24 protein-coding genes are annotated in these 26,361 nt (G+C 67.6%); 21 read left to right on the forward strand and 3 right to left on the reverse strand.

Features of this window, described 5'->3' with window-relative positions:
- The first annotated feature begins 33 nt into the window (after positions 1 to 33).
- Positions 34 to 1,635 (forward strand): eCIS core domain-containing protein, encoded by a 1,602-nt coding sequence (locus tag I8J34_RS11300; protein WP_214361511.1) that lies wholly within the window; start codon positions 34 to 36, stop codon positions 1,633 to 1,635.
- Between the two features lie 15 nt (positions 1,636 to 1,650).
- Here I8J34_RS11300 and I8J34_RS11305 read toward each other — a convergent pair whose 3' ends face one another.
- Both I8J34_RS11305 and I8J34_RS11310 read right to left on the reverse strand, forming a co-directional pair.
- Positions 1,651 to 5,187 (reverse strand): EAL domain-containing protein, encoded by a 3,537-nt coding sequence (locus tag I8J34_RS11305; RefSeq protein WP_214361512.1) that lies wholly within the window; start codon positions 5,185 to 5,187, stop codon positions 1,651 to 1,653.
- An 89-nt stretch (positions 5,188 to 5,276) separates the two neighbouring features.
- Positions 5,277 to 7,901 (reverse strand): TonB-dependent receptor, encoded by a 2,625-nt coding sequence (locus tag I8J34_RS11310; protein WP_214361513.1) that lies wholly within the window; start codon positions 7,899 to 7,901, stop codon positions 5,277 to 5,279.
- A gap of 264 nt (positions 7,902 to 8,165) precedes the next feature.
- On the opposite strand from I8J34_RS11310, the gene urtA reads away from it, so the two are divergent.
- The 20 genes from urtA to I8J34_RS11410 all read left to right on the forward strand — a co-directional run bounded on the left by urtA (position 8,166) and on the right by I8J34_RS11410 (position 25,423).
- The gene (gene urtA, locus I8J34_RS11315) at positions 8,166 to 9,425 is read left to right on the forward strand and encodes an urea ABC transporter substrate-binding protein (RefSeq protein ID WP_214361514.1); all 1,260 of its coding nucleotides are present in this window, start codon (positions 8,166 to 8,168) and stop codon (positions 9,423 to 9,425) included.
- An 88-nt stretch (positions 9,426 to 9,513) separates the two neighbouring features.
- Complete coding sequence (gene urtB, locus I8J34_RS11320) at positions 9,514 to 11,133, forward strand: urea ABC transporter permease subunit UrtB (RefSeq protein ID WP_214361515.1); 1,620 nt, start codon at positions 9,514 to 9,516, stop codon at positions 11,131 to 11,133.
- Positions 11,134 to 11,236: 103 nt separating this feature from the next.
- A complete protein-coding gene (gene urtC / locus I8J34_RS11325; RefSeq protein ID WP_214361516.1) occupies positions 11,237 to 12,439 on the forward strand; it encodes an urea ABC transporter permease subunit UrtC in 1,203 nt (400 codons plus the stop codon).
- Between the two features lie 8 nt (positions 12,440 to 12,447).
- Positions 12,448 to 13,260 (forward strand): urea ABC transporter ATP-binding protein UrtD, encoded by an 813-nt coding sequence (gene urtD / locus I8J34_RS11330; protein ID WP_230411808.1) that lies wholly within the window; start codon positions 12,448 to 12,450, stop codon positions 13,258 to 13,260.
- A 106-nt stretch (positions 13,261 to 13,366) separates the two neighbouring features.
- Positions 13,367 to 14,071, forward strand: coding sequence for an urea ABC transporter ATP-binding subunit UrtE (gene urtE, locus I8J34_RS11335; protein ID WP_214361518.1), 705 nt, complete (start codon positions 13,367 to 13,369; stop codon positions 14,069 to 14,071).
- A 242-nt stretch (positions 14,072 to 14,313) separates the two neighbouring features.
- Positions 14,314 to 14,991, forward strand: coding sequence for a FadR/GntR family transcriptional regulator (locus I8J34_RS11340; RefSeq protein WP_214361519.1), 678 nt, complete (start codon positions 14,314 to 14,316; stop codon positions 14,989 to 14,991).
- Positions 14,992 to 15,018: 27 nt separating this feature from the next.
- Positions 15,019 to 15,810, forward strand: coding sequence for a transporter substrate-binding domain-containing protein (locus I8J34_RS11345; RefSeq protein WP_214361520.1), 792 nt, complete (start codon positions 15,019 to 15,021; stop codon positions 15,808 to 15,810).
- A 45-nt stretch (positions 15,811 to 15,855) separates the two neighbouring features.
- Positions 15,856 to 16,524 (forward strand): amino acid ABC transporter permease, encoded by a 669-nt coding sequence (locus I8J34_RS11350; RefSeq protein WP_214361521.1) that lies wholly within the window; start codon positions 15,856 to 15,858, stop codon positions 16,522 to 16,524.
- A complete protein-coding gene (locus I8J34_RS11355) occupies positions 16,521 to 17,177 on the forward strand; it encodes an amino acid ABC transporter permease (RefSeq protein WP_214361522.1) in 657 nt (218 codons plus the stop codon). Before I8J34_RS11350 ends, I8J34_RS11355 begins: the two co-directional genes overlap by 4 nt.
- Positions 17,158 to 17,886: an amino acid ABC transporter ATP-binding protein gene (locus tag I8J34_RS11360; RefSeq protein WP_214361523.1), complete on the forward strand. Its 729-nt coding sequence runs from the start codon at positions 17,158 to 17,160 to the stop codon at positions 17,884 to 17,886. The genes I8J34_RS11355 and I8J34_RS11360 overlap by 20 nt, the downstream gene beginning before the upstream one ends.
- Positions 17,887 to 17,895: 9 nt before the next feature.
- A complete protein-coding gene (alc, locus tag I8J34_RS11365) occupies positions 17,896 to 18,921 on the forward strand; it encodes an allantoicase (RefSeq protein ID WP_214361524.1) in 1,026 nt (341 codons plus the stop codon).
- Complete coding sequence (locus I8J34_RS11370; protein ID WP_214361525.1) at positions 18,918 to 19,424, forward strand: ureidoglycolate lyase; 507 nt, start codon at positions 18,918 to 18,920, stop codon at positions 19,422 to 19,424. The genes alc and I8J34_RS11370 overlap by 4 nt, the downstream gene beginning before the upstream one ends.
- Positions 19,425 to 19,610: 186 nt before the next feature.
- On the forward strand, positions 19,611 to 20,474 hold the full coding sequence (locus tag I8J34_RS11375) for an urease accessory protein UreD (protein ID WP_214361526.1): 864 nt from the start codon (positions 19,611 to 19,613) through the stop codon (positions 20,472 to 20,474).
- Between the two features lie 8 nt (positions 20,475 to 20,482).
- Complete coding sequence (locus I8J34_RS11380; protein ID WP_214361527.1) at positions 20,483 to 20,785, forward strand: urease subunit gamma; 303 nt, start codon at positions 20,483 to 20,485, stop codon at positions 20,783 to 20,785.
- Positions 20,786 to 20,798: 13 nt separating this feature from the next.
- Positions 20,799 to 21,104, forward strand: a complete 306-nt coding sequence (locus I8J34_RS11385; protein WP_214361528.1) for an urease subunit beta — start codon at positions 20,799 to 20,801, stop codon at positions 21,102 to 21,104.
- A 235-nt stretch (positions 21,105 to 21,339) separates the two neighbouring features.
- Complete coding sequence (gene ureC, locus I8J34_RS11390; protein ID WP_214361529.1) at positions 21,340 to 23,043, forward strand: urease subunit alpha; 1,704 nt, start codon at positions 21,340 to 21,342, stop codon at positions 23,041 to 23,043.
- Positions 23,044 to 23,053: 10 nt separating this feature from the next.
- Positions 23,054 to 23,563, forward strand: coding sequence for an urease accessory protein UreE (gene ureE, locus I8J34_RS11395; protein ID WP_214361530.1), 510 nt, complete (start codon positions 23,054 to 23,056; stop codon positions 23,561 to 23,563).
- Between the two features lie 163 nt (positions 23,564 to 23,726).
- On the forward strand, positions 23,727 to 24,410 hold the full coding sequence (locus I8J34_RS11400; RefSeq protein WP_214361531.1) for an urease accessory protein UreF: 684 nt from the start codon (positions 23,727 to 23,729) through the stop codon (positions 24,408 to 24,410).
- 11 nt (positions 24,411 to 24,421) lie between these two features.
- The gene (ureG, locus tag I8J34_RS11405) at positions 24,422 to 25,057 is read left to right on the forward strand and encodes an urease accessory protein UreG (protein WP_214361532.1); all 636 of its coding nucleotides are present in this window, start codon (positions 24,422 to 24,424) and stop codon (positions 25,055 to 25,057) included.
- A 177-nt stretch (positions 25,058 to 25,234) separates the two neighbouring features.
- A complete protein-coding gene (locus tag I8J34_RS11410; RefSeq protein WP_214361533.1) occupies positions 25,235 to 25,423 on the forward strand; it encodes a hypothetical protein in 189 nt (62 codons plus the stop codon).
- Positions 25,424 to 25,541: 118 nt separating this feature from the next.
- On the opposite strand, the gene cobA is transcribed toward I8J34_RS11410, so the two are convergent.
- Positions 25,542 to 26,333 carry a uroporphyrinogen-III C-methyltransferase gene (cobA, locus tag I8J34_RS11415; RefSeq protein ID WP_214361534.1) on the reverse strand — a complete coding sequence of 264 codons (792 nt, stop codon included), beginning with the start codon at positions 26,331 to 26,333 and terminating at the stop codon, positions 25,542 to 25,544.
- Positions 26,334 to 26,361: the final 28 nt, after the last annotated feature.

The raw sequence follows: 26,361 nt of genomic DNA on the forward strand, positions 1-26,361 counted from the left end.
GTAGCGAGCCCATGCCGGCCGGGGCGACCTTGCTTGGCGCGCGACAGTGCCCCTGCTTCCCGCTCCGCCATGACTCGCCCGACAGCCGAAGGAGAGGGCATGCGCACGACCCTTGGCCGGCCGGACACGCACCGGCACCCGACGGGCCCGAACGACACGCCAGCCCGCCCGTATCTACCCGGTGCGCAAAGCCCCCATCGCGCACCGATACCCCCCGACGGACCGATCCCGGCGACCCTGCGGATGACCCCGCCCGGCGATCCGCTCGAAGCGCAGGCCGACCATGTCGCCGCGCAGGTCATGCGCATGGCGCTGCCACCGACGTTTCCGCCACCACCGCACGGACCATCGGGCCCGGCCACCGTCGATCGTGCGCGGACGCCCCCGATCGCCACCGCAAGCGCGGCGGGCAGCCTGGACGTCGAGCCCGCGGCCAGCGGCGTGGCCGAGGTCGTGCGTGCACCGGGCACGCCGCTGGACCGACGCACGCGCGACTGGTTCGAACCCCGCTTCGGCCATGATTTCGGCGACGTCCGCATTCATGCCGACGCGTCGGCAGCGGCATCGGCCCAGGCCCTGGATGCGCACGCCTACACCACCGGCAGACATGTGGTGCTGTCACGCGATGCGCCGTCGCTGGACAGTGCATCGGGCAAGCAGCTGCTGGCCCATGAACTGACCCATGTCGTCCAGCAGCGCAGCGCCAGGCAGCGCACCGGCCGGATCGTGGCGCGCCAGAAGAAAGGCCAGCCGAAGGGCGATCAGGTGATGAGCTGGTCGACACCGCATGCCGACCCGCCAGTAATCGCGCAGGTGTTTTTCGCCACCAACAGCACGGCGCTCACCGACGACGACAAGCAGGCCCTGCAGCGGGTGGTCGATGCCATCAATGCCCACAAGGGCGCGCTGCTGCCGGCCATGAAGATCGAGTTCGAAGGCTACGCGGACCCGCGCAGTACCAGCTACAAAGGAGGCAACGGCAAGCTCGCCTATGACCGCGCGGAATCCTGCGAGGGCTACCTCCGCACCCACCTCTCGGCCAAGGGGAGGTCAAACGTCATCCTCAAGTCGAAGTCGAAAGGCGTGGACCGGGCCTTGAAGCAGTTCCCCCATCGCTACCAGCGCATGGTGTTGGTCTACGTGGACGAGCGCATCCCACCCAAAAAGGAACGGCGCCCCGCCAAGTCGTGCAAGAGCGCCAAGCAGCGGTGCCGCAACATCCTCAGCGCCCATGCCAAGCGCTTCACCCAGACCGAGCAGCGGCACCTCTCCCACCTGTTGAAGGACGCAACGACCCAGGACGGCTTTCTCAATGCGCTCGATCCGGAACTGATCAAGATCGCCTACGGCCTCCTCGGCGAGATGACGGAGAAGGAAGCCGAGGCCTTCGTCAACCGCTTCAAGGTATGCACCGATCTGAAACACCATTCCTTCGCGGGTCCGGATGCGACCGACGAGGACGTCATCCAGGCGCTCAAAGGGCTGCACGAGCGCATCGACGGCGCGCTGGACCATCTGGTCCAGGGCTCTGCCAAAGACACCATGGGCGGGGGCGGCAATGGACGCCGCGTCGCCCTGAACAAGTACGTTGCCAAGGCACGCACGGTGTCGAACAGCATCTATTTCAAATGGTGAGCGCCGCGCGCGCCCTCAAGCGGCGACGACGCCATCGGCCCTTTCCGGATCGCTGCCGAACAGGTCGATGAACGCCTCCGGCGGCATCGGCTTGCCGAAATAGTAGCCCTGGCACTCGTCGCAGCCCTCCTGCGCCAGGATGTCCCGCTGCTCGCATGTCTCCACCCCTTCGGCGATGGTGCGCAAACCGAGGCCCCGCGCCAGCGCGATGATGGTGCGGACGATCTCGCGGTCGTCCGGATCGTCCGCGATGTCGCGCACGAAGGAGCGGTCGATCTTCAAGCGATGGAGATTGAGCTGCTTGAGGTAGGCGAGCGACGAATACCCCGTGCCGAAATCGTCGATGGACAGTTTGACGCCCTGCCGGTGCAGGCAGTTGATGATGTCGACCGCCGTGACCGGATCGTCCATGGCGACCCGCTCGGTCAGTTCGAGCTCCAGGCTCGACGACGCCAGCGCATTCTGTTCGAGAATGCGCTGGACGGTCTCGGCCAGATTGCGCTGACGGAACTGAACCACCGACAGGTTGACCGCCATGGTCAGCGGCGGCAGCCCTGCGCGCTCCCAGGCCTTGGCCTGACCGATGGCGGTCTGCAGCGCCCATTCGCCGATCGCCAGAACCTGGCCGCTGTCCTCGGCGATCGGGATGAATTCGGCCGGCGACACGATGCCGAATTCCGGGCTGTGCCAGCGCATCAGCGCCTCGCAGCCGATGATCTGCCCGGAACGGAGGTCGATCTGCGGCTGATAGTGCAAGGCCAGCTGATCGCGCTCCAAGGCGTGGCGCAGGGCGTTTTCCAGCTGCAGCACCCGGTTCGCACGTACATACATTTCCGGGGTGAAGAAGCGGAAGGTATTGCGCCCGTCCTGCTTGGCCCGGTACATGGCCGAATCCGCATTCTTGATCAGCACCCCCGCCCCATCGCCATCGGCCGGGTACATGCTGATGCCGATGCTGGGGGTGACCGACAATTCGTGCGCACCGACCAGAAACGATTCCGCGAGCACGTCGATGATCTTGCCGGCCACATGCGCGGCGCCATCGCTGTCCGCGCCGGGCAACAGGAGGATGAACTCGTCGCCGCCGAGCCGCGACACGGTATCTTCGGCGCGTTTGATGCGCTCGAGACGCCGCGCCGTCTCAACCAGCACCTCGTCGCCGACATGGTGGCCGAGCGAATCGTTGATGTTCTTGAAGCGGTCGAGATCGAGAAACAGCACGCCCAAGGGCTGCTGCTCACGCTGGGCATGGGAGATGGCCTGCGCGATGCGGTCGTTGAACAGTGAGCGGTTGGGCAGTTCGGTCAGGGCATCGAAGTAGGCCAGCTGCCGGATATGCTGCTCCGCCTCCTTGTGCTGGCTGATGTCCCGGCAGATGCAGATGTAGTTGCTCACCATGCCATGCGTATCGAGCACGGCGCTGACGGAAATGAAGGCTGGATACAGCTCGCCCCTGCGACGCCGGTTCTGGACCTCCCCCTGCCACTGGCCGTTGCCGTCGACCTGGCGCCAGATGCCGGACCACAGCTGGCGATGCTGGTCGCTGTCGAGTGCCCCCTCGGACAGCTCGGACAGTCGCCGGCCAAGCAACTCGTGGGGGGCATAGCCGCTCACGACGCAATAGGCACGATTGGCCGACAGGATGCGCCGCTCGGTATCGAAGATGAGAATTCCCTCGGCGCTCTGCTCGAAGACCTGGGCGCTGAGCTCCACCTGCGCCTGGGCGCGCTTGCGCGCCGAGATATCGCTGAAAACCGCCACCGCGCCATGGGCGCCGCCGGACCGATCCTGCAGCGGACGCGCGTTGACACTCAGCCACCGCCCCTCCGGAATCGCGTCGTTGCAGGCGTAGATTTCCACGTCGTCGCACGACTCGCCGCGGATCGCGCGGGCCAGGGGAAGGTCGCATGCCGGATAGCGCGTCACCTTGTCGTCGAGATACAAGCCGAACCGATCCGGCGCCATGCGCCCTTCGGGCAGCTCGTCGGTCAGATTCAGCACCCGTCGGGCCACGGGGTTGATCAACAGCAGCTCGCTGGATGCGTTCGCCACCACCACCCCATCGCCCATGCTGTCCAGGACCGACTGCAAAATGCCCCGCTGTCGGGTCAGTTCGTCGCGCGATCGCTCCAGACTCAGATTGGTTTGCGAGAGCAGGCCGAGCGAGTGGCGCAAGCGGCGCTGCAGATACATCGTCACGGCCAGCGCTGCGATGCTGAGCACGAGCACGACGATCAGCCACCGCCGCTGGAGATTCTGCTCATGCAACTGGGCGTTCTGTTGCTCGCTCAGACGCTCCAGCGCCTCAATGTGCCGTTTGTTGCTTTCCTCGCGGTAGCGCTGGGTCAGCTCCATGACGCGACCGCTGATACGGACCTGCTCGTCCTCCCGGGTCACGGCCGCCGACTGTGTGGCCAGCTCGAAGGCGCGACGATGATCGCCCTGGGCCGCAGCAATCTGGGCCATCCGGTCCAGGCTTCGCGCCGCGTACACCGGCAGGCCGATGTTGCGGGCAATCGCATCCGCCTGCTCGGCATCGCCCATCGCCGCGTCGAGATCGTGGAGCGCTTCGTGATAGTTGCTGCGGGTGAAATACACCCACCACATGCCGATCCGGTTGTTGTGCTGTGCATGGATCTCCAGCACCTGACCCATGGCTTCCAACGCTTCGGCGTGGCGACCCTGGTCGCGCAGGTTTTCGGCCAGCGTAAAGAGTCCGTGGCCGAGGTAGAACGGCCCTCCGACCTCCCGGTGCAAGGCGACCGATTGGCGCAACATGGGCTCTGCGGCCTTGGCGCCATCCAGTTTTCCGAGCATGGCGGCCATACCGTTCAAGGCACTCGCCTCGAGCTTGCGGGAGGGAATCTGCCGGGCGCTATCGCGCATGCGCGTGAAATGCTCCAGCGCCTCCCGCTTGCGATGCGTCTGATCGAAGGCCACTGCCAGCGCATGATGGGCATAGGCCAACATCAACGGGTCACCGCTTCGCCGGGCGACCTCCATGCCCTCCATCGCGACCGCCACCGTTTCCTCCAGCTTGCCGAAGCGGATGTACACCATGGCCGAGCGCATCATGGCCTCACCCATCAGATCGGGCCGTCCTTGAACGCCCTCGAGCGCGGCAAGCGCCTCTTCGGGCGCCTGCTTGACGGCATCCAGATCCGCCAGGTTGATCGCGTTTTCGGCAATGTTGAGCCAGGCCTCCGCCTGACCGACCGCATCGCCATGCGTACGGGCAAGCGCCAGGGCCTCCCGGGCATGGCGATCCGCCTCCCCGGCAAGAGCGAAAGAACGCTCGGCGCGCGCCAGCACGTTCAATGCCGCGCTGCGTTCGACCGGGCTGGCATCGTTCGGCAGACCCTCCAGCAGGGACTTTGCGTCGCTGTATGCCTGAGGGATGTTATTTTCCGCCAGGATGCGGATTCGCCAGATCTCGTTCAGGATCGGGCCCGCATCGCCGCCGCTCTGGGCCGACAGGGTCATGGCCCAGCCCGCCCCCAGCAGCAACACAAGGCGAATCACCCGGCCGATGGCGCCTTTCTCAATAGTCATTGCAATCGATCACCATCGGTTTGCCCACGCGCTGCCTCCCCGCCCTTCTACCCGTCCGCCGACGCAAGACGGGACGCGCAGGCCTCCCGTCAGAATGCCAAAGTAAGTGCGACCCCCACTTGGGCGTCATTGGTTTCGCTGCGCCTCGGCCGCGTGCGCGAATCGTAGTTGGCGTCTCGTCGGGTTTTGAGCAAATTGGTGGCCTCGATGGCGAGTGTCAAACGATCATCCAGACGGTAGCGAAAAGAGGCGTCCAGCCACCCGTAGGCCTGCGTCATGACCGGCACGGCGCCGACACCGACAACATTGGTGACGCCGCTGAGGTAGTCGTCCCGCCAATTGTAGGCCACGCGCATGGAATATCGGCTGCGCTCATAGATACCGACCAGGTTGGCGCTGTGTTTCGACAGGTTCTGCAACGGCACGGTCTGCCCGACGATGATACTGGTACTACCACTATCGACGTAAGTATAGTTGGCCTGAATACCCAAACCACGCCACTTTCCGGGCAGAAAGTCGAAGAATTGTTGATAGCCGACCTCGATGCCGCGGATATGCCCGGTGCCGGCATTCTGCGGACGGGTGACCTGGTAGGTCACACCGTCGTGCACTTCGGCGGCACTGACCGACGTCACGAAACCACGCACGCGCTTCCAGAACGCCGTGACATGCACGGCGCTGTGGGCGTCGATGTACTTTTCCACGGCGATGTCGAGGTTGTTGGCGCGCACCGGCTCGAGGTCGGGGTTGCCGCCGCTGCCGCTGCTCAAGGCCGGCGTCACGATGTTCTGGAACAGCGTCGTCGACGGCGACAACTGACTGAGCTTGGGCCGAGTCATGGTCTTCGATGCCGCGGCGCGCAGGTACAGGCCCGGGTCCAGCTCGTAGCGCAGATTGAGGCTGGGCAGATAATCGACCGAGGTGCTGTCGACACGCACCGGCGCGATCCCGCCGGCGGCCGGCACGGAGCGGTAGCCATCGACCGATTCGCGGGTATGCACCACCCTCAGGCCGGCATTGCCGTCGATCGGCAGCGTACGGCCCACGAAGCTCGCCTTGGTGTAGAGCGCGGTGCTCACCTCGTCGATCGTCCACAGGCTGAGCGGATTGCCCTGCGTGGCGATGGACGAGGTGATGCCGAAGGCCTCGCGGTAGGTGGCGATGTCTCTGGCACCATCAAGATTGCTGACCAGATAGTTGTCGATGCTGGCGCCGCCCTCGCCGCGCAGATAGTTGTCGTAAGAGGGCGCCCCCACCAGCCCGAGCGCCGCCGCGCCCGGGACGCTCAGACCCGCCGCCGGAAAATCGCCGATCTGCCCAGGGGCGTTGGTGCCGCGGCGTCGGGCATGGCGCACGCCCGCCGACCATGACTCGATGACGCTGTCGTCGGGGAAATACTCCGCGTCCAGCTGCGCCGCAAACAGCTCACCCGCGAACGGCCGGTTGGCGAAGCCGACTGTCGCACCGGTATAGGTCGCCGGGTCGCTCAGATCGGTGCCGGACACCGAGGTGGACGGCACGCTGCCGCTCATGTCCTGAGAGAACTGCGCGACCGTGCCGGACAGGAAGGGGCCGAAGAACACCAGGCGGTTGATGCTCTTGGTGTAGGACAGGTCGGCCCGCACGCTCGCCGACTTGCCCGTCCAACTTCCCCCCACCGCCGCCTGCTGGGTCCGATCGAGCGTATCGCGGATGAAGCTGAGCTGCGACAGCGCCGCATTCGTCCAGGTGATGCTTTGCAGATCGTCGGTGCCGGGGAAGAGCACCGCGCTTCCCGGCACGAAGCTCGTGCTCCCGTCCACCACCACATTCAGCTGATGGGTGTCCTCGGTGGTCTTGAAGTCGAAATAGCTCGCTTCGGCATAGAGCTCCAGGTTGTCCACTGGGCGCCACTGCATCACCAGATTGCCGCCGCTGTGCTCGCGATCGCCCAGGTTGACATACTCCGAGGTGCCGCCATTGACGAACACCGTCCGCACCGGAACGATGTCCGTGCGCGCCAGCGGCGCACCGGTGTCCTTCTTGTCCTCGCGGTAATACCGCTTCTGCTGGAAGACATTGAGCAGCACCCCGAATTCGCCCCACCCGGCGCTCTGCCAACGGTCGCTCAACAAGACCGACAGTTTGGGCCCGACCTGCTCGGCCAGGTCGCCGTGCAGCCCCTGGGCGGTCACCGACACCTTGTGCCCGGCGAAGTCGAAGGGGCGGTGGGTGCGCAGGTCGATGGTGCCGCCCACGCCACCGTCCAGATGATCGGCCGACGCGCTCTTGTAGACATCGATGCGCGACACCAGGTCGGACGGCACGGCGGCGAAATTGAGGCTGCGGCCATAGTCCTCGGCGTCGTTGACCGAGAAGATCTCGCGGCCGTTGAGCAGGGTCTCGACCTGCGACAGGCCGCGCACCACGACCCGGTCGCCATCGCCGCGGTCGCGGGTGATCTGTACCCCGGTGATCCGTTGCAAGGACCCGGCCACGCTGTAATCCGGCAGCTTGTGGATATCTTCGGCCACCACCGAGTCGCTGATCTCGACGGTGTCGCGCTTGATCTGCAGCGCGGTGCGCATGCTGTCGCGCACCGCCGTCACCACCACGGCGCCCAGGCGCGGATCCTCGGCCCCCGCGTTCTCCGCGTCCGCGGCCACGGCAACCGGCCCGTGCCCCATCAACACGCACGCGCTCCCCCAGGCCAGTCCGGCACCGATGTTTTTCACGTCAGCCCCCAAGCGCCATCGACCGGCTTGATCGTACTCCCGGCCATCGGGCGGAACAATGCATCTCCCCGATCCGCCCTTTGGCCAGGCGCTCACGCCACACCCCCGCTCCCCGAAAGAGGTCGGGCAGGACCACCCCACCGCCCTCTACGCCATGTTGCGTATTCCGCCAGGGGGCACCGCTCCCTAAGCTGCCAGTCATGCATTGCCTCGCCCGCTCGATCTCGGCCGGGCGCCGACTTCAGCCCATAGGGAGACTCATCCATGAATACCCGCCGTTCCTTCATCAAGGCCCTGACCCTGTCCGCCTCGCTGGCGGCCATGGGCTCCGTCTCGACCCTCGCCCACGCGGCCGACACCATCAAGGTCGGCGTGCTGCATTCGCTGTCGGGCACCATGGCGATCTCCGAGACCGCGCTCAAGAACGTGGCCCTGATGGCCATCGACGAAATCAACGCCGCCGGCGGCGTGATGGGCAAGCAGCTCGAGCCGGTGGTGGTCGATCCGGCCTCGAACTGGCCGCTGTTCGCCGAGAAGGCGCGCCAGCTGCTGAGCCAGGACAAGGTGGCGGTCACCTTCGGCTGCTGGACCTCGGTGTCGCGCAAGTCGGTCAACCCGGTGTTCAAGGAACTCAACGGCCTGCTCTTCTACCCGGTGCAGTACGAAGGCGAGGAGCTGGAGAAGAACGTCTTCTACACCGGCGCCGCGCCCAACCAGCAGGCGATCCCCGCGGTCGAATACCTGATGAGTAAGGACGGCGGCGAGGCCAAGCGTTTCGTGCTGCTGGGCACCGACTATGTCTACCCGCGCACCACCAACAAGATCCTGCGCGCCTTCCTGCACAGCAAGGGCGTGAAGGACGAAGACATCATGGAGGAGTACACCCCCTTCGGGCACTCCGACTACCAGACCATCATCGCCAACATCAAGAAGTTCGCCGCCGCCGGCAAGAAGACCGCCGTGGTATCGACCATCAACGGCGACTCCAACGTGCCCTTCTACAAGGAACTCGGCAACGCCGGCCTGAAAGCCACCGACGTGCCGGTGGTCGCCTTCTCGGTGGGTGAAGAAGAGCTGCGCGGCGTCGATGCCAAGCCGCTGGTCGGCCACCTGGCGGCGTGGAACTACTTCATGAGCGTGAAGAACCCGACCAACGCCGCCTTCATCAAGAAGTACCAGGACTGGGCCAAGAAGAACGGGGTGCCCAACGCCGACACCGTGGTCACCAACGACCCGATGGAAGCGACCTATGTCGGCATCTACATGTGGAAGCAGGCGGTCGAGCAGGCCAAGACCACTGATGTGGATGCGGTCATCAAGGCGCTCGGCGGCCAGACCTTCAAGGCGCCCTCCGGCTTCACGCTGACCATGGACAAGACCAACCATCACCTGCACAAGCCGGTGCTGATCGGTGAAGTGCGCGCCGACGGCCAGTTCTCCACCGTGTGGAAAACCAAGGAGCCGATCCGCGCCCAGCCGTGGAGCCCGTACATCGCGGGTAACGAAGGCAAGCAGAAGCTCTGATCCCGCCCGCAGCCCCCGCCCCGGCGGGGGCCTGAGCCGAGCCCATGCCGAGCGTGGGTTCGGCTCAGGCACCAGACGGTCACACACCATGTCCCCATCCCTGCATCACCTGCTGCGCATCCTGTGGCTCACGCTGTGCTGCGCCTTCGGCAGCGCGCATGCCGCGCCCTCGGCCGAGACGCTGGCCCGACTCGCCGCGGACGACTCCGACACCCGCATCGCCGCCATTGCCGAGCTCGGCGCCGAAGGCAGCGCGCAGAGCGTGGCGCTGCTCGACGCGCTGGCCGACGAGGCGCTGGCGCTGACCGGCGACGGCCGGCTGGTGATCCTTACCGACACCGGCGCGCTGGATGCGGCCAGCGGTTCGGCCATCGCGCCCTACCCGGACGACGCCGAGCCGCTGATGGTGAACAACCGCGTCCGCAACGCGCTGCAAAGCGCCAAGGCCGCCACCAACATCCGCGCCACCGACCGCGCCACCCGCCTCGCCGCCGCCCAGTTGCTGCGCGACAGCGCCGGCGAAGCGCTGATGCCGATCCTCGAACCGGCGCTCGATGCCGAGCCGGACAAGGAGATCCGCGCCATCCTGGCGCTCGCCGTGGCGCGGGTGAACCTGGCCAGCGCGGAACCGGCCAAGCGCATCCGCGCCGCCGAACTGCTCGGCGACTCGTCCGACGCCTCGGTCAAGGCCATGCTCGCCGCGCTGCTCGACAAGGATGGCAACGGCCAGTTCGCCGAACCCGACGCCGAGGTGCGCGCCGCCGCCAAGGCCTCGATCCTGGCCATCGAACGCCGCCTGGCGATCGCCGACCTGGCCAGCACCGCCTTCACCGGCCTGTCGCTCGGCTCCATCCTGCTGCTCGCCGCGCTCGGCCTGGCCATCACCTATGGCGTGATGGGCGTCATCAACATGGCGCATGGCGAGCTGCTGATGGTCGGCGCCTACGCGACCTATGTGGTGCAGGGCCTGTTCCGCACCCATCTGCCCGGCTACATCGACAGCTATGTGCTGGCCGCCGTGCCGGTCGCCTTCCTCACCGCCGCGGCGGTCGGCATGCTGATGGAACGCACCGTGATCCGCTGGCTCTACGGCCGCCCGCTCGAAACCCTGCTCGCCACCTGGGGCCTGTCGCTGGTGCTGATCCAGACCGCCCGCGTCATCTTCGGCCCGCAGAACGTCGAGGTGGCCAACCCCTCATGGATGAGCGGCGGCGTCAGCAGCTTTGCCGACATCGTGCTGCCATGGAACCGGCTGGTGATCATCGGCTTCGCCATCTTCGTGCTGCTCCTGGTGTGGCTGATGATGCAAAAGACCCGCCTGGGCATGTTCGTGCGCGCCGTCACACAGAACCGCGCCATGGCCGGCTGCGTCGGCGTGCCCACCGCGCGCATCGACACCCTGGCCTTCGGTATCGGCGCCGGCATCGCCGGGCTGGGCGGCTGCGCGCTGTCGCAGGTGGCCAACGTCGGCCCGGCCATGGGCCAGGGCTACATCGTCGATTCCTTCATGGTGGTGGTGCTCGGCGGCGTCGGCCAGCTCGCCGGCGCGGTCACCGCAGCCATGGGCCTGGGCCTGATGACCAAGATCCTCGAAGGCTGGGCCGGCGCGGTGGTGGCCAAGATCCTGGTGCTGGTGTTCATCATCATCTTCATCCAGAAGCGCCCGCAGGGCCTGTTCGCCCTCAAGGGGCGGTTCGTGGAGGATTGAACATGACGGCCATCGCGTGGCGGGTTGAAACCCGCCCTACAACAAACCACCGCGCCGTAGGGCGGGTTTCAACCCGCCAACCTGCTGCTCGAGGGATCACCCCATGAGAACACCGCTCACCGTCCGCCTCTTCCAAAGCCTGCCGCGCACCGCCTGGCTGGCGCTGGCGATCTTCGCCGCCATCGCCTGGATCGCCATCCCCGCCGCGCATCTGCTGCTGCCCGAATCGAGCGCGCTGCATGTGTCGGCCTACACCGTCACCCTCATGGGCAAGATCCTGTGCTACGCCGTGGTGGCGGTGGCGATGGACCTGATCTGGGGCTACGCCGGCATCCTGTCGCTCGGCCACGGCGTTTTCTTCGCCCTCGGCGGCTACGCCTTCGGCATGTACCTGATGCGCCAGATCGGCACCGACGGCAGCTATGGCGTGATGCTGCCCGACTTCATGGTGTTTCTCGACTGGAAGGAGCTGCCGTGGTTCTGGATCGGCTCCGATTCCTTCCTGTGGGCGCTGTTCCTGGTGGTGGCGGTGCCGGGGCTGCTGGCCTTCGTCTTCGGCTGGTTCGCCTTCCGCTCGCGTATCAAGGGGGTGTATTTCTCGATCATCACCCAGGCGCTGACCTACGCCACCATGCTGCTGTTCTTCCGCAACGAAACGGGTTTTGGCGGCAACAACGGCTTCACCGACTTCAAGCGGATTCTCGGCTACGACATCACCTCGCCGCAGATGCGCCTGGTGCTCTTCGGCCTGTCGGCGGCACTGCTCATCGCGGTGCTGATCCTCGGCCGCTATCTGGTCACCTCCAAGTTCGGCCGCGTGCTGGCGGCGATCCGCGATGCCGAATCGCGGGTGCGCTTCATCGGCTACCAGCCGACCCAGTACAAGCTGGCGATGTGGACGCTGTCGGCCGTGCTGTGCGCGCTGGCCGGCGCGCTCTACGTGCCGCAGGTGGGCATCATCAACCCCAGCGAGATGAGCCCGGCCAACTCCATCGAGATCGCGGTGTGGGTGGCCGTGGGTGGGCGCGGCACGCTGATCGGCGGGGTCATCGGCGCCTTCATCGTCAACCTGGCCAAGAGCTTCTTCACGGTCAGCTTCCCCGACTACTGGCTGTTCTTCCTCGGCTTCCTGTTCATCGGCGTGACCCTGTTCCTGCCCGACGGCGTGGTCGGCCTGTGGCGCAAGCTGCGCGCGCGCCGCCCTGCAGCCCCGGCGCCTACCGGCACCGCCCCCGCAGTCGCCACGGAACAACCGGCCGCCGACACCCCGCCGCCCGCCGCCTCGACCCAAGGAGCCCGCGCATGAGCACCGCCATGCATGACACCATCGCCTCCTCCGGCCGCGCCAGCGACAGCCGCGTGCTGCGCCCCGGCGAGCTGGACCTGACGCACAAGGTCATCCTCTACCTGGAAGACATCTCGGTCAGCTTCGACGGTTTCAAGGCGCTCAACAACTTGTCGCTGACCATCGACGCCGGCGAGCTGCGCGCCATCATCGGCCCCAACGGCGCCGGCAAGACCACCATGATGGACGTCATCACCGGCAAGACGCGGCCCGACACCGGCAAGGCCTTCTTCGGCCAGACGCTGGACCTGACACGCATGAGCGAGCCCGAGATCGCCCATGCCGGCATCGGCCGCAAGTTCCAGAAGCCGACCATCTTCGAAAACCACAGCGTGTTCGAAAACCTCGAACTGGCGATGAAGACCGACAAGCGCGTGTGGAAGAGCCTGTTCGCCCAGCTGACCGGCGACGAGCGCGACCGCGTGTCCGACACCCTCAAGCGCATCCGCCTGCAGGCCGAGGCCGACCGCCCCGCCGGCCTGCTCTCGCACGGCCAGAAGCAGTGGCTGGAGATCGGCATGCTGCTGATGCAGGAACCGCGGCTGCTGCTGCTCGACGAGCCGGTCGCCGGCATGACCGACGAAGAGACCGAGCGCACCGCCGAGCTCTTCGTGAGCCTCGCCGGCCAGCACTCGCTGGTGGTGGTCGAGCACGACATGAGCTTCGTCGAGGCGCTCGGCGGTCAGGTCACCGTGCTGCACGAGGGCTCGGTCTTGGCCGAAGGCAGCCTGGCCAAGGTGCAGAACGATCCGCGTGTGATCGAGGTGTATTTGGGCCGCTAGCGCGGCCCGGGCATTGGTCATTGGTGATGGGTGATTGGTCAAAGCCCGCGCCGTGCCACGAATCACTCATCACCAATAACCCATCACCCCCATGGAGCGAAGCGCAATGCTCACCGTCGACAACCTCAACCAGTACTACGGCGGCAGCCACATCCTGCGCAACCTCAGCTTCGAGGTGCCGATGGGCCAGGTCACCTGCCTGCTCGGGCGCAACGGCGTGGGCAAGACCACGCTGCTCAAGACATTGATGGGCCTGGTGCCGAGCGCCACCGGCAGCATCCAGCTGGCGGTCGACGCACAGGCGCGCGATCTGACCCGCGCGCCGTCCTATGCCCGGGTCAAGGCCGGCATCGGCTATGTGCCGCAGGGGCGCGAGATCTTCCCCCGCCTCACCGTCGAAGAGAACCTGCAGATGGGGCTGGCCACCTGCCCGGCGCGCACCACGCTGCCGGATCGCATCTTCGAGATGTTCCCGGTGCTGCTCAAGATGATGCGCCGGCGCGGCGGCGACCTGTCGGGCGGCCAGCAGCAGCAACTGGCCATCGGCCGGGCGCTGGCGATGGGGCCGAAGCTGCTGATCCTCGACGAGCCCACCGAAGGCATCCAGCCCTCGATCATCAAGGACATCGAGCGCGCCATCCGCACCCTCGCCGCCACCGGCGAGATGGCGATCTTGCTGGTCGAGCAGTACTACGACTTCGCCGAATCGCTGGCCGACCACTACCTGCTGATGGAGCGCGGCGAGATCATCCTGCGCGGGCGTGGCGACCAGATGGTGGCCCACGGCGTGCGCGAGGCGCTGTCGGTGTGACACCGGCGCCCGCCGCGCACCAGCACGGCGCGGCGCCGCGAGTCATGCACCAGAAACATGCCGCGACGGGCGTTCCGCGCAGCGGTGCAACCCCGCCGCGACCCGTGCCCCATCGCCAAAGCCGCCCGATTTATCCAGAAACAACAAGCAATTAGCGAAAACTTTCGACCCACGCCCGCCGACTGGCACATGACCTGCTAACAGATTTCCAACTGGTCTGACCAGTCTGAACAGTGAAGCCCATGCCAAGCATTTCAAACATCGCCGCGCAAACCCTCCAACGCCGGATCCTCTCGGGCGACTACGCCCCGGGCACCGCCCTGCCGTCCCAACGCGAGCTGTCGGACGCGCTGGGCATCAGCCGCGCCTCGCTGCGCGAAGCGATCTCCATGCTCGAGGCGCTCGGCATGGTCCGCTCGCAGGCGGGCAAGGGGGTGTTCGTCACCGCCGGCACCCGCCCGCCCCCCGACGAGTTGCCCACCGGTCCGAACGCCATGCCGCCGGCGGCGATCTTCCAGCTCCGCTACGTGGTCGAGCCGGCCAGCGCCAGCCTCGCCGCGCAGCGTGCCGCCGCGGCCGACCTGTCGGCGCTGCACGCGTGCCAGGCGGGCATGAAGGCGGCGCTGACCGCCTGCGACCTGGTCATGGCCGCCGATGCCGACCTGCGCTTCCACCTGGCCATCGCCGCCTTGAGCGGCAACCCCGCCCTGGGCGCGATCGCCGAACAGTTCAAGGCGCAACTGGCCTTCAGCCTGCGCCTGCCCTTCGCCGACCGCCAGCATGTGTGGCAGCCCGCCGACGAACATCAAGCCATTGTCGATGCCATCGTCGCCGGCGACGCCGCACAGGCCCGCCGCGCCATGCAGACCCACCTGCTGGCCGCCTCCCAGCGGGTCGGCATCGCCTTCGTCCAACCCTGAGCCTTCCCAACCCCAAGGAGTCGCATCATGAACAAACGCCATTTCCTTCGCGCCTTGCTGTGCACGACGCTCGCGGCCAGTGCCGGCATCACGATGCAGGCGCAGGCCGACAGCCTGGCCGCCGCGCTCAAGAGCGGCACGCTGCGTGTCGCCGTGCCGCAGGACTTCCCGCCCTTCGGCACCGTCGGCCCGGACCTCAAGCCGCGCGGCTACGACATCGATGTCGCCAACCTGATCGGCCGCGAGCTGAAGCTCAAGGTCGAGATCATCCCGGTCTCCAGCGCCAACCGCATCCCCTACCTGAACACCGGCAAGGCCGACCTGGTCATCTCCAGCCTGGGCAAGAACCCCGACCGCGAGAAGGTGATCGACTTCTCCACCGCCTACGCCCCCTTCTTCAACGGCATCTTCGGCCCGGCCGAGGCGGCCATCAAGGGCGCCGAGGACACCGCCGGCAAGACCGTGGGCGTCACCCGCGGCTCGGTCGAAGACCTCGCCTTCACCAAGATCGCCCCCGCCGACACGACGGTGAAGCGCTTCGAAGACAACAACGCCACCATCTCGGCCTACCTGGCCGGGCAGGTCGAGCTGATCGCCACCGGCAACGTGGTGGCCGCCGCGGTCAATGAGCGCGCCCCCGAGCGCAAGCTGGAAACCAAGTTCCTGATCAAGAACTCGCCTTGCTATGTCGGCGTGAACAAGGGCGAGACCGCCCTGCTGGCCCGGGTCAACGAGGTCATCGCCAAGCTCAAGCAGTCGGGTGAGCTGAACGAGGTGTCGATGCGCTGGCTGCACGCGCCGCTGCCGGCCGATCTCTGATTCTCGCAACAGGTGCCGCCTCCGGGCGGCACCAGGACACCGATCATGACCTACGCCTTCGATTTCGCCTCGCTGCTCGAATACCGCGACATCCTGCTCGCCGGCACGCTGCGCACCCTGGCGCTCACCGCCATCGGCACCTTCTTCGGCCTGGCCCTCGGGGTGCTCGGCGCCGCCTCGCGGGCCTGGCAACTGGCGCCTTGGAACCGCGTGTTCGCGGTCTATGTCGAGCTGATCCGCAACACGCCCTTCCTGGTCCAGCTGTTCTTCATCTTCTTCGGCCTGCCCTCGCTGGGCGTCAGCATCAATGAATGGCAGGCCTCGATCCTGGCCATGGTGATCAACCTCGGCGCCTACTCGACCGAAATCATCCGCGCCGGCATCGAAGCCACGCCGCGCGGGCAGATCGAAGCGGCCGAATCGCTGGCCATGACACGGCGCCAGATCTTCCTGCGCGTGGTGCTGGCCCCGGCCCTGCGCAAGGTGTGGCCGGCGATCTGCAGCCAGGTGGTGATTGTCATGCTCGGCTCCTCGGTGTGCTCGCAGATCGCGGCCGAAGAGCTGACCTTTGCCGCCAACTTCATCCAGTCGCGCAATTTCCGCGCCTTCGAAACCTACTTCGTCGTCACCGGCATGTATTTCCTGCTGGCCCTGGCGATCCGCCAGCTCATGCTGCGGGCCGGCGACCGACTGATCGGAGGCCGTCGCACATGAACGATATTTCAACCTGGGACGTGGTGCGCAACCTGCTCGACGGCGTGCTGTGGACGCTCGGCCTGTCGCTCACCGCCTTCGTCCTCGGCGGCCTGACCGGGCTGGCGCTGCTCTTCGCCCGCATCGCCAGCACGGCGTGGCTGCGCAAGCTGGCCAAGGCCTATATCGAGGTCTTCCAGGGCACGCCGCTGCTGATGCAGCTATTCATCATCTTCTTCGGCAGCAGCCTGATCGGGCTGGAGCTGTCGCCCTGGCTGGCCGCCGCCCTCGGGCTGACGCTGTTCACCAGCGCCTACCTGGGCGAAATCTGGCGCGGCTGCGTCGAATCGGTGCCCAAGGGGCAGTGGGAGGCCTCGGCCAGCCTGGCGCTCAGCCACTTCGAGCAGATGCGCTACGTGATCCTGCCGCAGGCGCTCAAGATCGCCATCGCGCCGACGGTCGGCTTTTCGGTGCAGGTGGTCAAAGGCACCGCGGTGACCTCGATCATCGGCTTCGTCGAGCTGACCAAGACCGGCTCGATGCTCGCCAACGCCACCTACCAACCCTTCCTGGTCTTCGGGCTGGTTGCACTGGGCTACTTCGCGCTGTGCTACCCGCTCTCCGTTTTCTCGCGTCGTCTCGAAAGGAGCGCTCATGGCACTCGTGCGCATTGACGGGCTGCACAAGCATTTCGGCAGCAACCATGTCCTCAAGGGCATCAATCTGAAGGTCGAACGCGGCGAAGTGGTCGCCCTGATCGGCCGCAGCGGCTCGGGCAAGAGCACCCTGCTGCGCTCGATCAACGGCCTCGAACGCTTCGAGGACGGCCTGATCGAGGTCGACGGCGAGCGCCTCCACGCCGGCCAGACCAATCTGCGCGACCTGCGCCAGAAGGTCGGCATGGTGTTCCAGCAGTTCAACCTCTTCCCGCACCTGTCGGCGGGCCAAAACGTGATGCTGGCGCCGGAGGTGGTCAAGAAACTGCCCAAGGCGGAGTGCGAGTCGATCGCCCGTGCCATGCTGGCCAAGGTCGGGCTGGCCGAAAAGTTCGACGCCTACCCCGACCAGCTCTCCGGCGGCCAGCAACAGCGGGTCGCCATCGCCCGGGCGCTGGCCATGCAGCCGCAGGTGTTGCTGTGCGACGAGATCACCTCGGCGCTCGACCCCGAACTGGTCAGCGAAGTGCTGGCGGTGGTCAAGACCCTCGCCGCCGAAGGCATGACGTTGGTCATGGTCACGCACGAGATGCGCTTCGCGCGCGAGGTGGGCGACACGCTGGTCTTCATGCACGAAGGGCGCATCCACGAATCGGGTGCACCCGACACGCTGTTCACCCGCCCGCGCACGCCCGAACTCGCCAACTTCATCGGCTCCATCCACTAAGCGGCCACCATGACCCAGCCCCTCATCGCCCCTCAGCCCCCACTGCCCGACTGGGCGCAGCGCCAGATCAACCTGGCCGACCCGCGTCTCGGCGCGCGGACCCTGCGCTGCTCCGACGATTTCTTCGCCCCCATGGCGCGCATGCTCGATCCGCAGGCAGCCGTCTTCATCCCCGGTAAATACGACGACAACGGCAAATGGATGGACGGCTGGGAGTCGCGCCGCCGCCGGCGCGGCGGCCACGACTGGTGCATCGTCCAGCTGGCGGTGCCCGGCCGCCTGGCTGGCGTCGACCTCGACACCAGCTTTTTCACCGGCAACTACCCGCCGGCCGCCTCGCTCGACGGCTGCCCGCTCGGCGCCGATCCCGACGACGACACCAGCTGGCAGCCCCTGCTGCCGCCCACGCCGCTGGCCGGCAACCAGCACCATCTGCTGCCCCTGCCCGAGGCCGCGCGCGGCACGCCGTTCTCGCATCTACGGCTGAACATCCTGCCCGACGGCGGCATCGCCCGCCTGCGGGTGTACGGCCGCCCGGTCGGCACGCCCGAGGCCGACGCCGACGGCCTCATCGACCTCGCCGCCGCGCTCAACGGCGCCTACCCGGTGGCCTGGAACGACGCCCACTTCGGTGTGCCGGCCAATCTCCTGCTGCCCGGCCGCGGTGTCGACATGGGCGACGGCTGGGAAACGCGGCGCCGCCGCGAACCCGGCTTCGACTGGTGCATCATTGCGCTCGCCCAGCCCGGACGCATCGCCCGCATCGATGTCGACACCGCGCACTTCAAAGGCAACTACCCCGACCGCTGCTCGCTGCAAGGCGCGTTCGCCCCGGACGCCGACGAGCGCACGCTCACCGCCCAGTCGCAGTTCTGGCCCACCGTGCTGCCCGAAGTCGCACTCGAGGCCGACCACGAACACCGCTTCACCACCCAGCTGGTCGCACACGGCCCGATCACCCATGTCCGCTTCAACCTGCATCCGGACGGCGGCGTATCCCGGCTGCGGCTGTGGGGCACGCAGGCGAGCGCATGAGCATGCCGCGCTCCCTGCCCGTCGAGCCGCTCACTGCCGAGGCCTTCGCCCCCTATGGGCAGGTCATCGAATGCGCCGGCCATCGCAGCCTGCCCATCAACCACGCAACCAGCCGCCGCTTCAGCGACCTGGCCCAGCTCGAAACCGACCCCGACGGACGGCTGGCGTTGAGCATCTTCCAGGCCCGGGCGCGCCAGCGACCCTACCTGCTCGACACGCTCGAACGCCATCCGCTCGGCTCCCAAGCCTTCATGCCCTTGAACGGCCAGCCCTTCCTGATCGTCGTGTGCGCCGCACGCCCCGCCCCCGAAGCCCCCGAAACGGCCGCCCTGAAAGCCTTCGTCAGCCACGGCAAACAGGGCATCAACTTCCGCCGCGGCACCTGGCACCATCCCTTGCTCGCCCTCGCCGACGCCGACTTCCTGGTCGCCGACCGGCTCGGGCCCGGCCACAACTGCGAGGAAATCGACATTGCGCACTGGCAGATCCGCGTCGACTACTGAGCACCGGCCCCGCCACCGCCAACCATTCTGGTGCGCACCATGTTTGTGCGCACCAGCGCGGTGCGCCACCCGGCCGCGCTCCTCGCCGCCGCGCCCCGAGCAGGCGCCACACGCCCCACCCCACCGGCACCGCAGCGACACGCCCACTGGACACAAAGTGGCCCGCTTGTTGCATTATTGCCCGACATGAACGCGCCACTCCCGCTCTCCACGGACAGCCTCCGCGTCACGCCCGAGCCCTGGCAGGCCCGGCTGCAGCTGGGCTTTGCCCGGCGCGACGCGAAGACCGTGCTGGTGCGGCGCGAGCACCTCGGCCCGCTGCGCCTGCAAAAGGCGCTCTACCCCGAAGGCGAGGCAATCTGCCATGGCATCGTGCTGCATCCGCCGGCCGGCATCGCCGGTGGCGACCAGTTGCACATCACTGTCGACATCGGCCCCGGGGCCCATGCGCTGCTGACCACGCCCGGCGCCGGCAAGTGGTATCGCAGCGCGGGCGCCGAGGGCGTGCTGAACCAGCAGCTGACCGTCGCCGCCGGCGGCGTGCTCGAATGCCTGCCGCAGGAAAACATCGTTTTCGACCGGGCGCTGGCGCGCATGGACACGCGCATCGCGCTCGCCACCGGCGCCACGCTGATCGCCTCCGACATGACGGCGCTCGGTCGCCATGGCGGCGGCGAACGCTTCGACACCGGCCGTCTGGCCCAGACCCTGCGCATCGAACGCGACGGCCGGCCGCTGTGGCATGAGCAGACCCGCCTGCACGGCAGCGACCCGCTGCTGCACGCGGCCTGCGGCCTGGCCGGGCGGCCGGTGTTCGGCAGCCTGATCGCCATCGGCGACGGCCTCGACGACGCCCTGCTCGCCGCCTGCCGCGCACTGCCTGTCACCCATGGCGACGGCGCCATCACCCGCCTGCCCGAGCTGCTCGTCGCCCGCTACGTGGGCGAGCGCAGCGAAGCCGGCCGCGCCTGGTTCGGCCGGCTGTGGCAATTGCTGCGCCCCGCACTGACCGGCCACCCCGCCCAAACCCCCCGCATCTGGAACACCTGAGGACGCCCATGGAACTGACGCCCCGCGAGAAGGACAAGCTGCTCATCTTCACCGCCGGCCTGCTGGCCGAACGCCGTCTGGCGCGCGGCCTCAAGCTCAACTACCCGGAAGCGGTCGCCTACCTGTCGGCCGCCATCCTCGAAGGCGCCCGCGACGGACGCACGGTGGCCGAGTTGATGAGCCACGGCACCACGCTGCTGAACCGCGAGCAGGTGATGGACGGCGTGCCGGAGATGATTCCGGAGATCCAGGTCGAAGCGACGTTTCCCGACGGCACCAAGCTGGTGACCGTTCACCACCCGATCATCTAGAAAGGACGCGCTCATGATTCCCGGTGAAATCGACACCCAGCCCGGCGAGATCGAACTCAACGTCGGCCGCGCGACGCTCACGCTAGAAGTCACCAACACCGGCGATCGGCCGGTGCAGGTGGGGTCGCACTACCACTTTTTCGAGACCAATCCGGCGCTCGACTTCGACCGCGCGGCGGCCCGCGGCTTTCGGCTGAACATCGCGGCCGGCACCGCGGTGCGCTTCGAGCCGGGGCAGCTGCGCACGGTCGAGCTGGTGGCGCTGGCGGGTGAGCGCAAGGTGTATGGCTTCAACGGCCAGATCATGGGGGATTTGTGATGCCCCCACGCTCACTTCGTTCGCTGCCCCCCGAGGGGGCCGCGCCCGCCCTTGGGGCGGCCCGGCACGCGGGCGGACAGCCCCCACGCTCACTTCGTTCGCTGCCCCCCGAGGGGGCCGCGCCCGCCCTTGGGGCGGCCCGGCACGCGGGCGGACAGCCCCCACGCTCACTTCGTTCGCTGCCCCCCGAGGGGGCCGCAGGCCTCCTTTGGGGCGGCCCGGCAGGAGACCTGAGATGACCGCAAAAATTTCCCGCCACGCCTATGCCGAGATGTTCGGCCCCACCGTCGGCGACCGGGTACGCCTGGCCGACACCGAGCTGTGGATCGAGGTCGAGAAGGACTACACCATCCACGGCGAAGAGGTGAAGTTCGGCGGCGGCAAGGTGATCCGTGACGGCATGGGCCAGAGCCAGCGGCTGTCGGACGAGGTGGCCGACACGGTCATCACCAACGCGCTGATCCTCGACCACTGGGGCATCGTCAAGGCCGACATCGGCATCAAGGGCGGGCGCATCAGCGCCATCGGCAAGGCCGGCAACCCCGACATCCAGCCCGGCGTGACGATCCCCATCGGGCCGGGCACCGAGATCATCGCCGGCGAAGGCAATATCGTCACCGCCGGCGGCATCGATGCGCACATCCACTTCATCTGCCCGCAGCAGATCGAAGAGGCGCTGATGAGCGGCGTCACCACCATGCTCGGCGGCGGCACCGGGCCTGCGACGGGCACCTATGCCACCACCTGCACGCCGGGGCCGTGGCATATCCACAAGATGCTGCAGGCCGCCGACGCCTTTCCGATGAACCTCGGTTTTCTCGGCAAGGGCAACGCCTCGCTGCCCGGCGCGCTGGAGGAGCAGGTGGTGGCCGGCGCCATCGGCCTCAAGCTGCATGAAGACTGGGGCACCACCCCGGCCGCCATCGACACCTGCCTGTCGGTGGCCGAGAAGATGGACGTGCAGGTCGCGATCCACACCGACACCCTCAACGAATCCGGCTTCGTCGAGCACACCGCCGCCGCCTTCAAGGACCGCTGCATCCACACCTTCCACACCGAGGGCGCGGGCGGCGGCCATGCGCCGGACATCATCAAGCTGGCGGGGCTCCCCAACGTGCTGCCCAGCTCGACCAACCCGACGCGGCCCTACACCGTGAATACCATCGACGAGCATCTCGACATGCTGATGGTGTGCCACCACCTCGACCCGTCCATCGCCGAGGACGTGGCCTTTGCCGAGTCGCGCATCCGCCGCGAGACCATCGCCGCCGAAGACATCCTGCACGACCTGGGCTGCTTCTCGATGATGAGTTCCGACAGCCAGGCCATGGGCCGGGTCGGCGAAGTGATCATCCGCACCTGGCAAACCGCCCACAAGATGAAGGTGCAGCGCGGCGCGCTCGCCGAAGACACGGCCCGCCACGACAACTTCCGCGCTAAGCGCTACATCGCCAAATACACCATCAACCCGGCCATCAGCCACGGCATCAGCCATCTGGTGGGCTCGATCGAGCCGGGCAAGCTGGCCGACCTGGTGGTGTGGAAGCCGGCTTTCTTCGGCGTCAAGCCAAGCCTGATCATCAAAGGCGGCATGATCGCCGCCGCCGCGATGGGCGACCCCAATGCCTCGATCCCCACGCCGCAGCCGGTGCATTACCGGCCGATGTTCGGCAGCTACGGCGGCGGGCTGAAAACCGCCGTCACCTTCACCTCGCAGGCCGCCCTGGCCCAGGGCGCGCTCGACGGCCTGGGCCTCACCCGCCCGCTCGAAGCGGTGCGCAACATCCGCGGCATGCGCAAGACCGACATGGTGCACAACGCCTGGATGCCCCGCCTCGAGGTCGACCCCGAAACCTACGAGGTGCGCGCCGACGGGCAACTGCTCACCTGCGCACCGGCCGACATCCTGCCCATGGCGCAACGCTACTTCCTGTTCTGAGAGGCCGAGCATGCTGTTGATCGAACACCTCTACACCGGCACCGACGAGACCACCAAGACGCTCACCCTGAGCTTCGACCAGCGCACCAAGAGCCGGCTGCGCACCACGCTCGACAGCGGCGAGGACGCCGGCCTGTTCCTGCCGCACGGCACCATCCTGCGCGGCGGCCACCGCCTGCTGGCCAGCGACGGCGACATCGTCGAGGTGTGCTCGGCGCCCGAGGCGCTGCTCGAAGTGCGCTGCGAGAACCTCCTCGACCTCACCCGCGCCGCCTACCACCTGGGCAACCGCCATGTGCCGGTGCAGGTCGGCGGCGACATGCGCGGCGGCTGGCTGCGCCTGGCCGACGACCATGTACTGGCCGACATGCTGCGCGGCCTGGGCTGCATGCTGAGCCACCTCGAAGCGCCGTTCGAACCCGAGGCCGGCGCCTACGGCGGCGGCCACCGCCATGGCGACGACGACGATGCCGACGAACGCCCCGGCCCGCGCATCCACGAATACCGGAGCCGGGCATGAGCGCGTCCGCCCGGCCGTCCGAAGGACGCGCGTTCCTCCCGCGGGGAGGATGTCGCGCCAGCGACAGGAGGGTCGTAAAAACGAGCGCGCCTGCCCGGCCGCCCGAAAGGTGCGCGCTCCTCCCCCGGGGAGGACGTCGCGCCAGCGACAGGAGGCCAACCCAATGAGTCTGGCGCGCATCCGCCTGCTGCAGCTGACCTCGCCCACCCTGCCGGTCGGCGCCTTCACCTACTCGCAAGGCCTGGAGTGGGCCGCCGAGGCCGGCACCGTCTCCGACGAGACCAGCGCCGGCGACTGGATCGGCGGCCTCATGCATGGCGCCCTGGCCCGCTTCGAGGGGCCGCTGGCCGCCGCCCTGCTGGCCGCCTGGAACAGCGACGACGATGAGCGCGTGGCCAGCCTCAACGACCTTTTCCTGGCCAGCCGCGAAACCGCCGAGCTGCGCGCCGAGACGGAGCAGATGGGCTATTCGCTGACACGCCTGCTGCGCGATCTGCCGGCCTTTCGCGCCGCGCCCGGCCGGGTCGAGCGCCTGGCCGCCCTCGACACCCCGAGCTACCCCGCCGCCTGGACCGCCGCCGCCAGCGCCTGGCAGATCCCCGTCGGCGAGGCACTGCCGGCCTATTTCTGGGCCTGGCTGGAAAACCAGGTGATGGCCGCCATCAAGGTGGTGCCGCTTGGCCAGTCGGCCGGGCAACGGCTGCTGTCCCGCCTGGGCGACGACATCCCGGCGCTGGCCGACACCGCGCTGACGCTCCCCGACGACGCATGGAGCAACTTCACCCCCGGGCTCGCGCTGGCCAGCAGCCAGCACGAGACCCAGTACTCCCGACTGTTCAGATCCTGAAGCGAGTCCTCATGACCCCCAACCGCAACACTCCCCTGCGCGTCGGCATCGGCGGCCCGGTCGGCTCCGGCAAGACCGCCCTGACCCTCGCCCTGTGCCAAGCGCTACGCGAGCACTACAACATCGCCGTGGTCACCAACGACATCTACACCGCCGAAGACGCCCAGTTCCTGGTGCGCCACGAGGCGCTCGAGGCCGAGCGCATCATCGGCGTCGAGACCGGCGGCTGCCCGCACACCGCCATCCGCGAAGACGCCTCGATCAACCTCGAAGCGGTGGACCGGCTCAACCGCCGCTTTCCGGGGCTGGACGTGATCTTCGTCGAATCCGGTGGCGACAACCTGGCCGCCACCTTCTCGCCTGAGCTGTCGGACCTCACGCTGTACGTGATCGACGTCTCCGCCGGCGACAAGATCCCGCGCAAGGGCGGGCCGGGCATCACCAAGAGCGACCTGCTGGTGATCAACAAGATCGACCTCGCCCCGCTGGTCGGCGCCAACCTCGCGATCATGGACCGCGACGCGCGCATCATGCGCGGCGCGCGCCCCTTCCTGTTCAGCAATCTCAAGTCCGGCCAGGGGCTGGACGAGATCGTCGCCTTCATCAAGTCCGCCGGCCTGCTGCGCGCGCCGGCCAACGCCGACTGAGAACTTGTGAAGAAATCGTCACGAGCAGGGCCGAGTGCAAGGCCGCATTTGGCAACTACGCGAGCGAACGACGAGACATATCAAATAGATAGGCGAGGAGTGAGCGAGTGAGCAACGCAGCAATCGGCACGCGCAGTCGATTTATTCACACGTTCTGAGCCGCCCCGGGAGTCCGCCATGTTCCAGCGCATCCTCACCACCGCCAGCTTGCTGGCGCTCACCAGCCTCCCCGCCCTGGCCCACCCCGGCCACACCGATCAATCCATCCACTGGTCCGAATGGCTGGCCACCGCGCTGCTGTTGAGCACGGCGGGCGGCATCGTGCTGGTCCGCCGGGTGGCTCGGCGTCGCCCGGCGCGTCGCTAAAAGGCGTGCCTGAACGGAGCGCCGCTGGCCGGATTCATCCGGCCTTGCACAGCACGCACCATGAAAAACGCCCCGCAGCTGCGAGGCGTTGCCGTCTCGTCCTGTCGACGACGGCCGCTCAGTCCGGGTCGGCGTCCGTCGCCGAGCCCTTGAACCAGGCCAGCTTCTCCGCCAGTTCGATGACCGTACCGACCAGCATCAGCGCCGGTGGCTTGACCTTCGCGGCGGCCGCCTTGGCGCCCAGGTCGGCCAGCGTGGCGGTGATCACCCGCTGCGCCGGCAGCGTGCCGTGGCGCACCATGGCCGCCGGCGTTTCGGGCGGCAGGCCGTGGCGCATCAGCTCGCGGCAGATCTCGCCGATGCGCGACACGCCCATGTAGATCACCACCGTCTGGTTCGGGCGCGCCAGCGCCGGCCAGTCGAGGTCGATGGCGCCTTCCTTGCCGTAGCCGGTGGCGAACACCACGCTCTGCGCATGCTCGCGGTGGGTCAGCGGAATGCCGGTGTAGGCCGACACGCCGGCCGCTGCGGTGATGCCGGGCACCACCTCGAAAGGCACGCCGGCGTCGACCAGCGCCTCGGCCTCCTCGCCACCGCGGCCGAAGACGTAGGGGTCGCCGCCCTTGAGGCGCACCACCCGCTTGCCCTCGCGGGCCAGCGCCACCAGCAGCGCACAGATCTCGTCCTGCGGCAGGGCGTGGTCGGCGGCCTTCTTGCCGACATAGCGCCGCTCGGCAGTGTCGGGCAGCAAGGCCATCACATCGGGGCCGACCAGGTTGTCGTACACCACCACATCGGCTTCGCTGAGCAGCCGCGCGGCGCGCAGAGTCAGCAGTTCGGCGTCGCCGGGGCCGGCCCCGACGAGGTACACCCAACCCGGGCGGGCCGGGTTGTCGATCGCTTTACGCATGGACTTTCCGTGAATCGCTCAATGGGCG

The organism is Denitromonas iodatirespirans (genome assembly GCF_018524365.1).
Classification (GTDB): Bacteria; Pseudomonadota; Gammaproteobacteria; order Burkholderiales; family Rhodocyclaceae; genus Nitrogeniibacter; species Nitrogeniibacter iodatirespirans.

Bases quoted from the DNA above. Each gene is read 5' to 3' on its own strand.
- I8J34_RS11305 (WP_214361512.1), bottom strand. From the start codon at position 5,187: ATGACTATTGAGAAAGGCGCCATCGGCCGGGTGATTCGCCTTGTGTTG.
- urtA (WP_214361514.1), top strand. From the start codon at position 8,166: ATGAATACCCGCCGTTCCTTCATCAAGGCCCTGACCCTGTCCGCCTCG.
- urtB (WP_214361515.1), top strand. From the start codon at position 9,514: ATGTCCCCATCCCTGCATCACCTGCTGCGCATCCTGTGGCTCACGCTG.
- urtC (WP_214361516.1), top strand. From the start codon at position 11,237: ATGAGAACACCGCTCACCGTCCGCCTCTTCCAAAGCCTGCCGCGCACC.
- urtD (WP_230411808.1), top strand. From the start codon at position 12,448: ATGCATGACACCATCGCCTCCTCCGGCCGCGCCAGCGACAGCCGCGTG.
- urtE (WP_214361518.1), top strand. From the start codon at position 13,367: ATGCTCACCGTCGACAACCTCAACCAGTACTACGGCGGCAGCCACATC.
- I8J34_RS11340 (WP_214361519.1), top strand. From the start codon at position 14,314: ATGCCAAGCATTTCAAACATCGCCGCGCAAACCCTCCAACGCCGGATC.
- I8J34_RS11345 (WP_214361520.1), top strand. From the start codon at position 15,019: ATGAACAAACGCCATTTCCTTCGCGCCTTGCTGTGCACGACGCTCGCG.
- I8J34_RS11350 (WP_214361521.1), top strand. From the start codon at position 15,856: ATGACCTACGCCTTCGATTTCGCCTCGCTGCTCGAATACCGCGACATC.
- I8J34_RS11355 (WP_214361522.1), top strand. From the start codon at position 16,521: ATGAACGATATTTCAACCTGGGACGTGGTGCGCAACCTGCTCGACGGC.
- I8J34_RS11360 (WP_214361523.1), top strand. From the start codon at position 17,158: ATGGCACTCGTGCGCATTGACGGGCTGCACAAGCATTTCGGCAGCAAC.
- alc (WP_214361524.1), top strand. From the start codon at position 17,896: ATGACCCAGCCCCTCATCGCCCCTCAGCCCCCACTGCCCGACTGGGCG.
- I8J34_RS11370 (WP_214361525.1), top strand. From the start codon at position 18,918: ATGAGCATGCCGCGCTCCCTGCCCGTCGAGCCGCTCACTGCCGAGGCC.
- I8J34_RS11375 (WP_214361526.1), top strand. From the start codon at position 19,611: ATGAACGCGCCACTCCCGCTCTCCACGGACAGCCTCCGCGTCACGCCC.
- I8J34_RS11380 (WP_214361527.1), top strand. From the start codon at position 20,483: ATGGAACTGACGCCCCGCGAGAAGGACAAGCTGCTCATCTTCACCGCC.
- I8J34_RS11385 (WP_214361528.1), top strand. From the start codon at position 20,799: ATGATTCCCGGTGAAATCGACACCCAGCCCGGCGAGATCGAACTCAAC.
- ureC (WP_214361529.1), top strand. From the start codon at position 21,340: ATGACCGCAAAAATTTCCCGCCACGCCTATGCCGAGATGTTCGGCCCC.
- ureE (WP_214361530.1), top strand. From the start codon at position 23,054: ATGCTGTTGATCGAACACCTCTACACCGGCACCGACGAGACCACCAAG.
- I8J34_RS11400 (WP_214361531.1), top strand. From the start codon at position 23,727: ATGAGTCTGGCGCGCATCCGCCTGCTGCAGCTGACCTCGCCCACCCTG.
- ureG (WP_214361532.1), top strand. From the start codon at position 24,422: ATGACCCCCAACCGCAACACTCCCCTGCGCGTCGGCATCGGCGGCCCG.
- I8J34_RS11410 (WP_214361533.1), top strand. From the start codon at position 25,235: ATGTTCCAGCGCATCCTCACCACCGCCAGCTTGCTGGCGCTCACCAGC.
- cobA (WP_214361534.1), bottom strand. From the start codon at position 26,333: ATGCGTAAAGCGATCGACAACCCGGCCCGCCCGGGTTGGGTGTACCTC.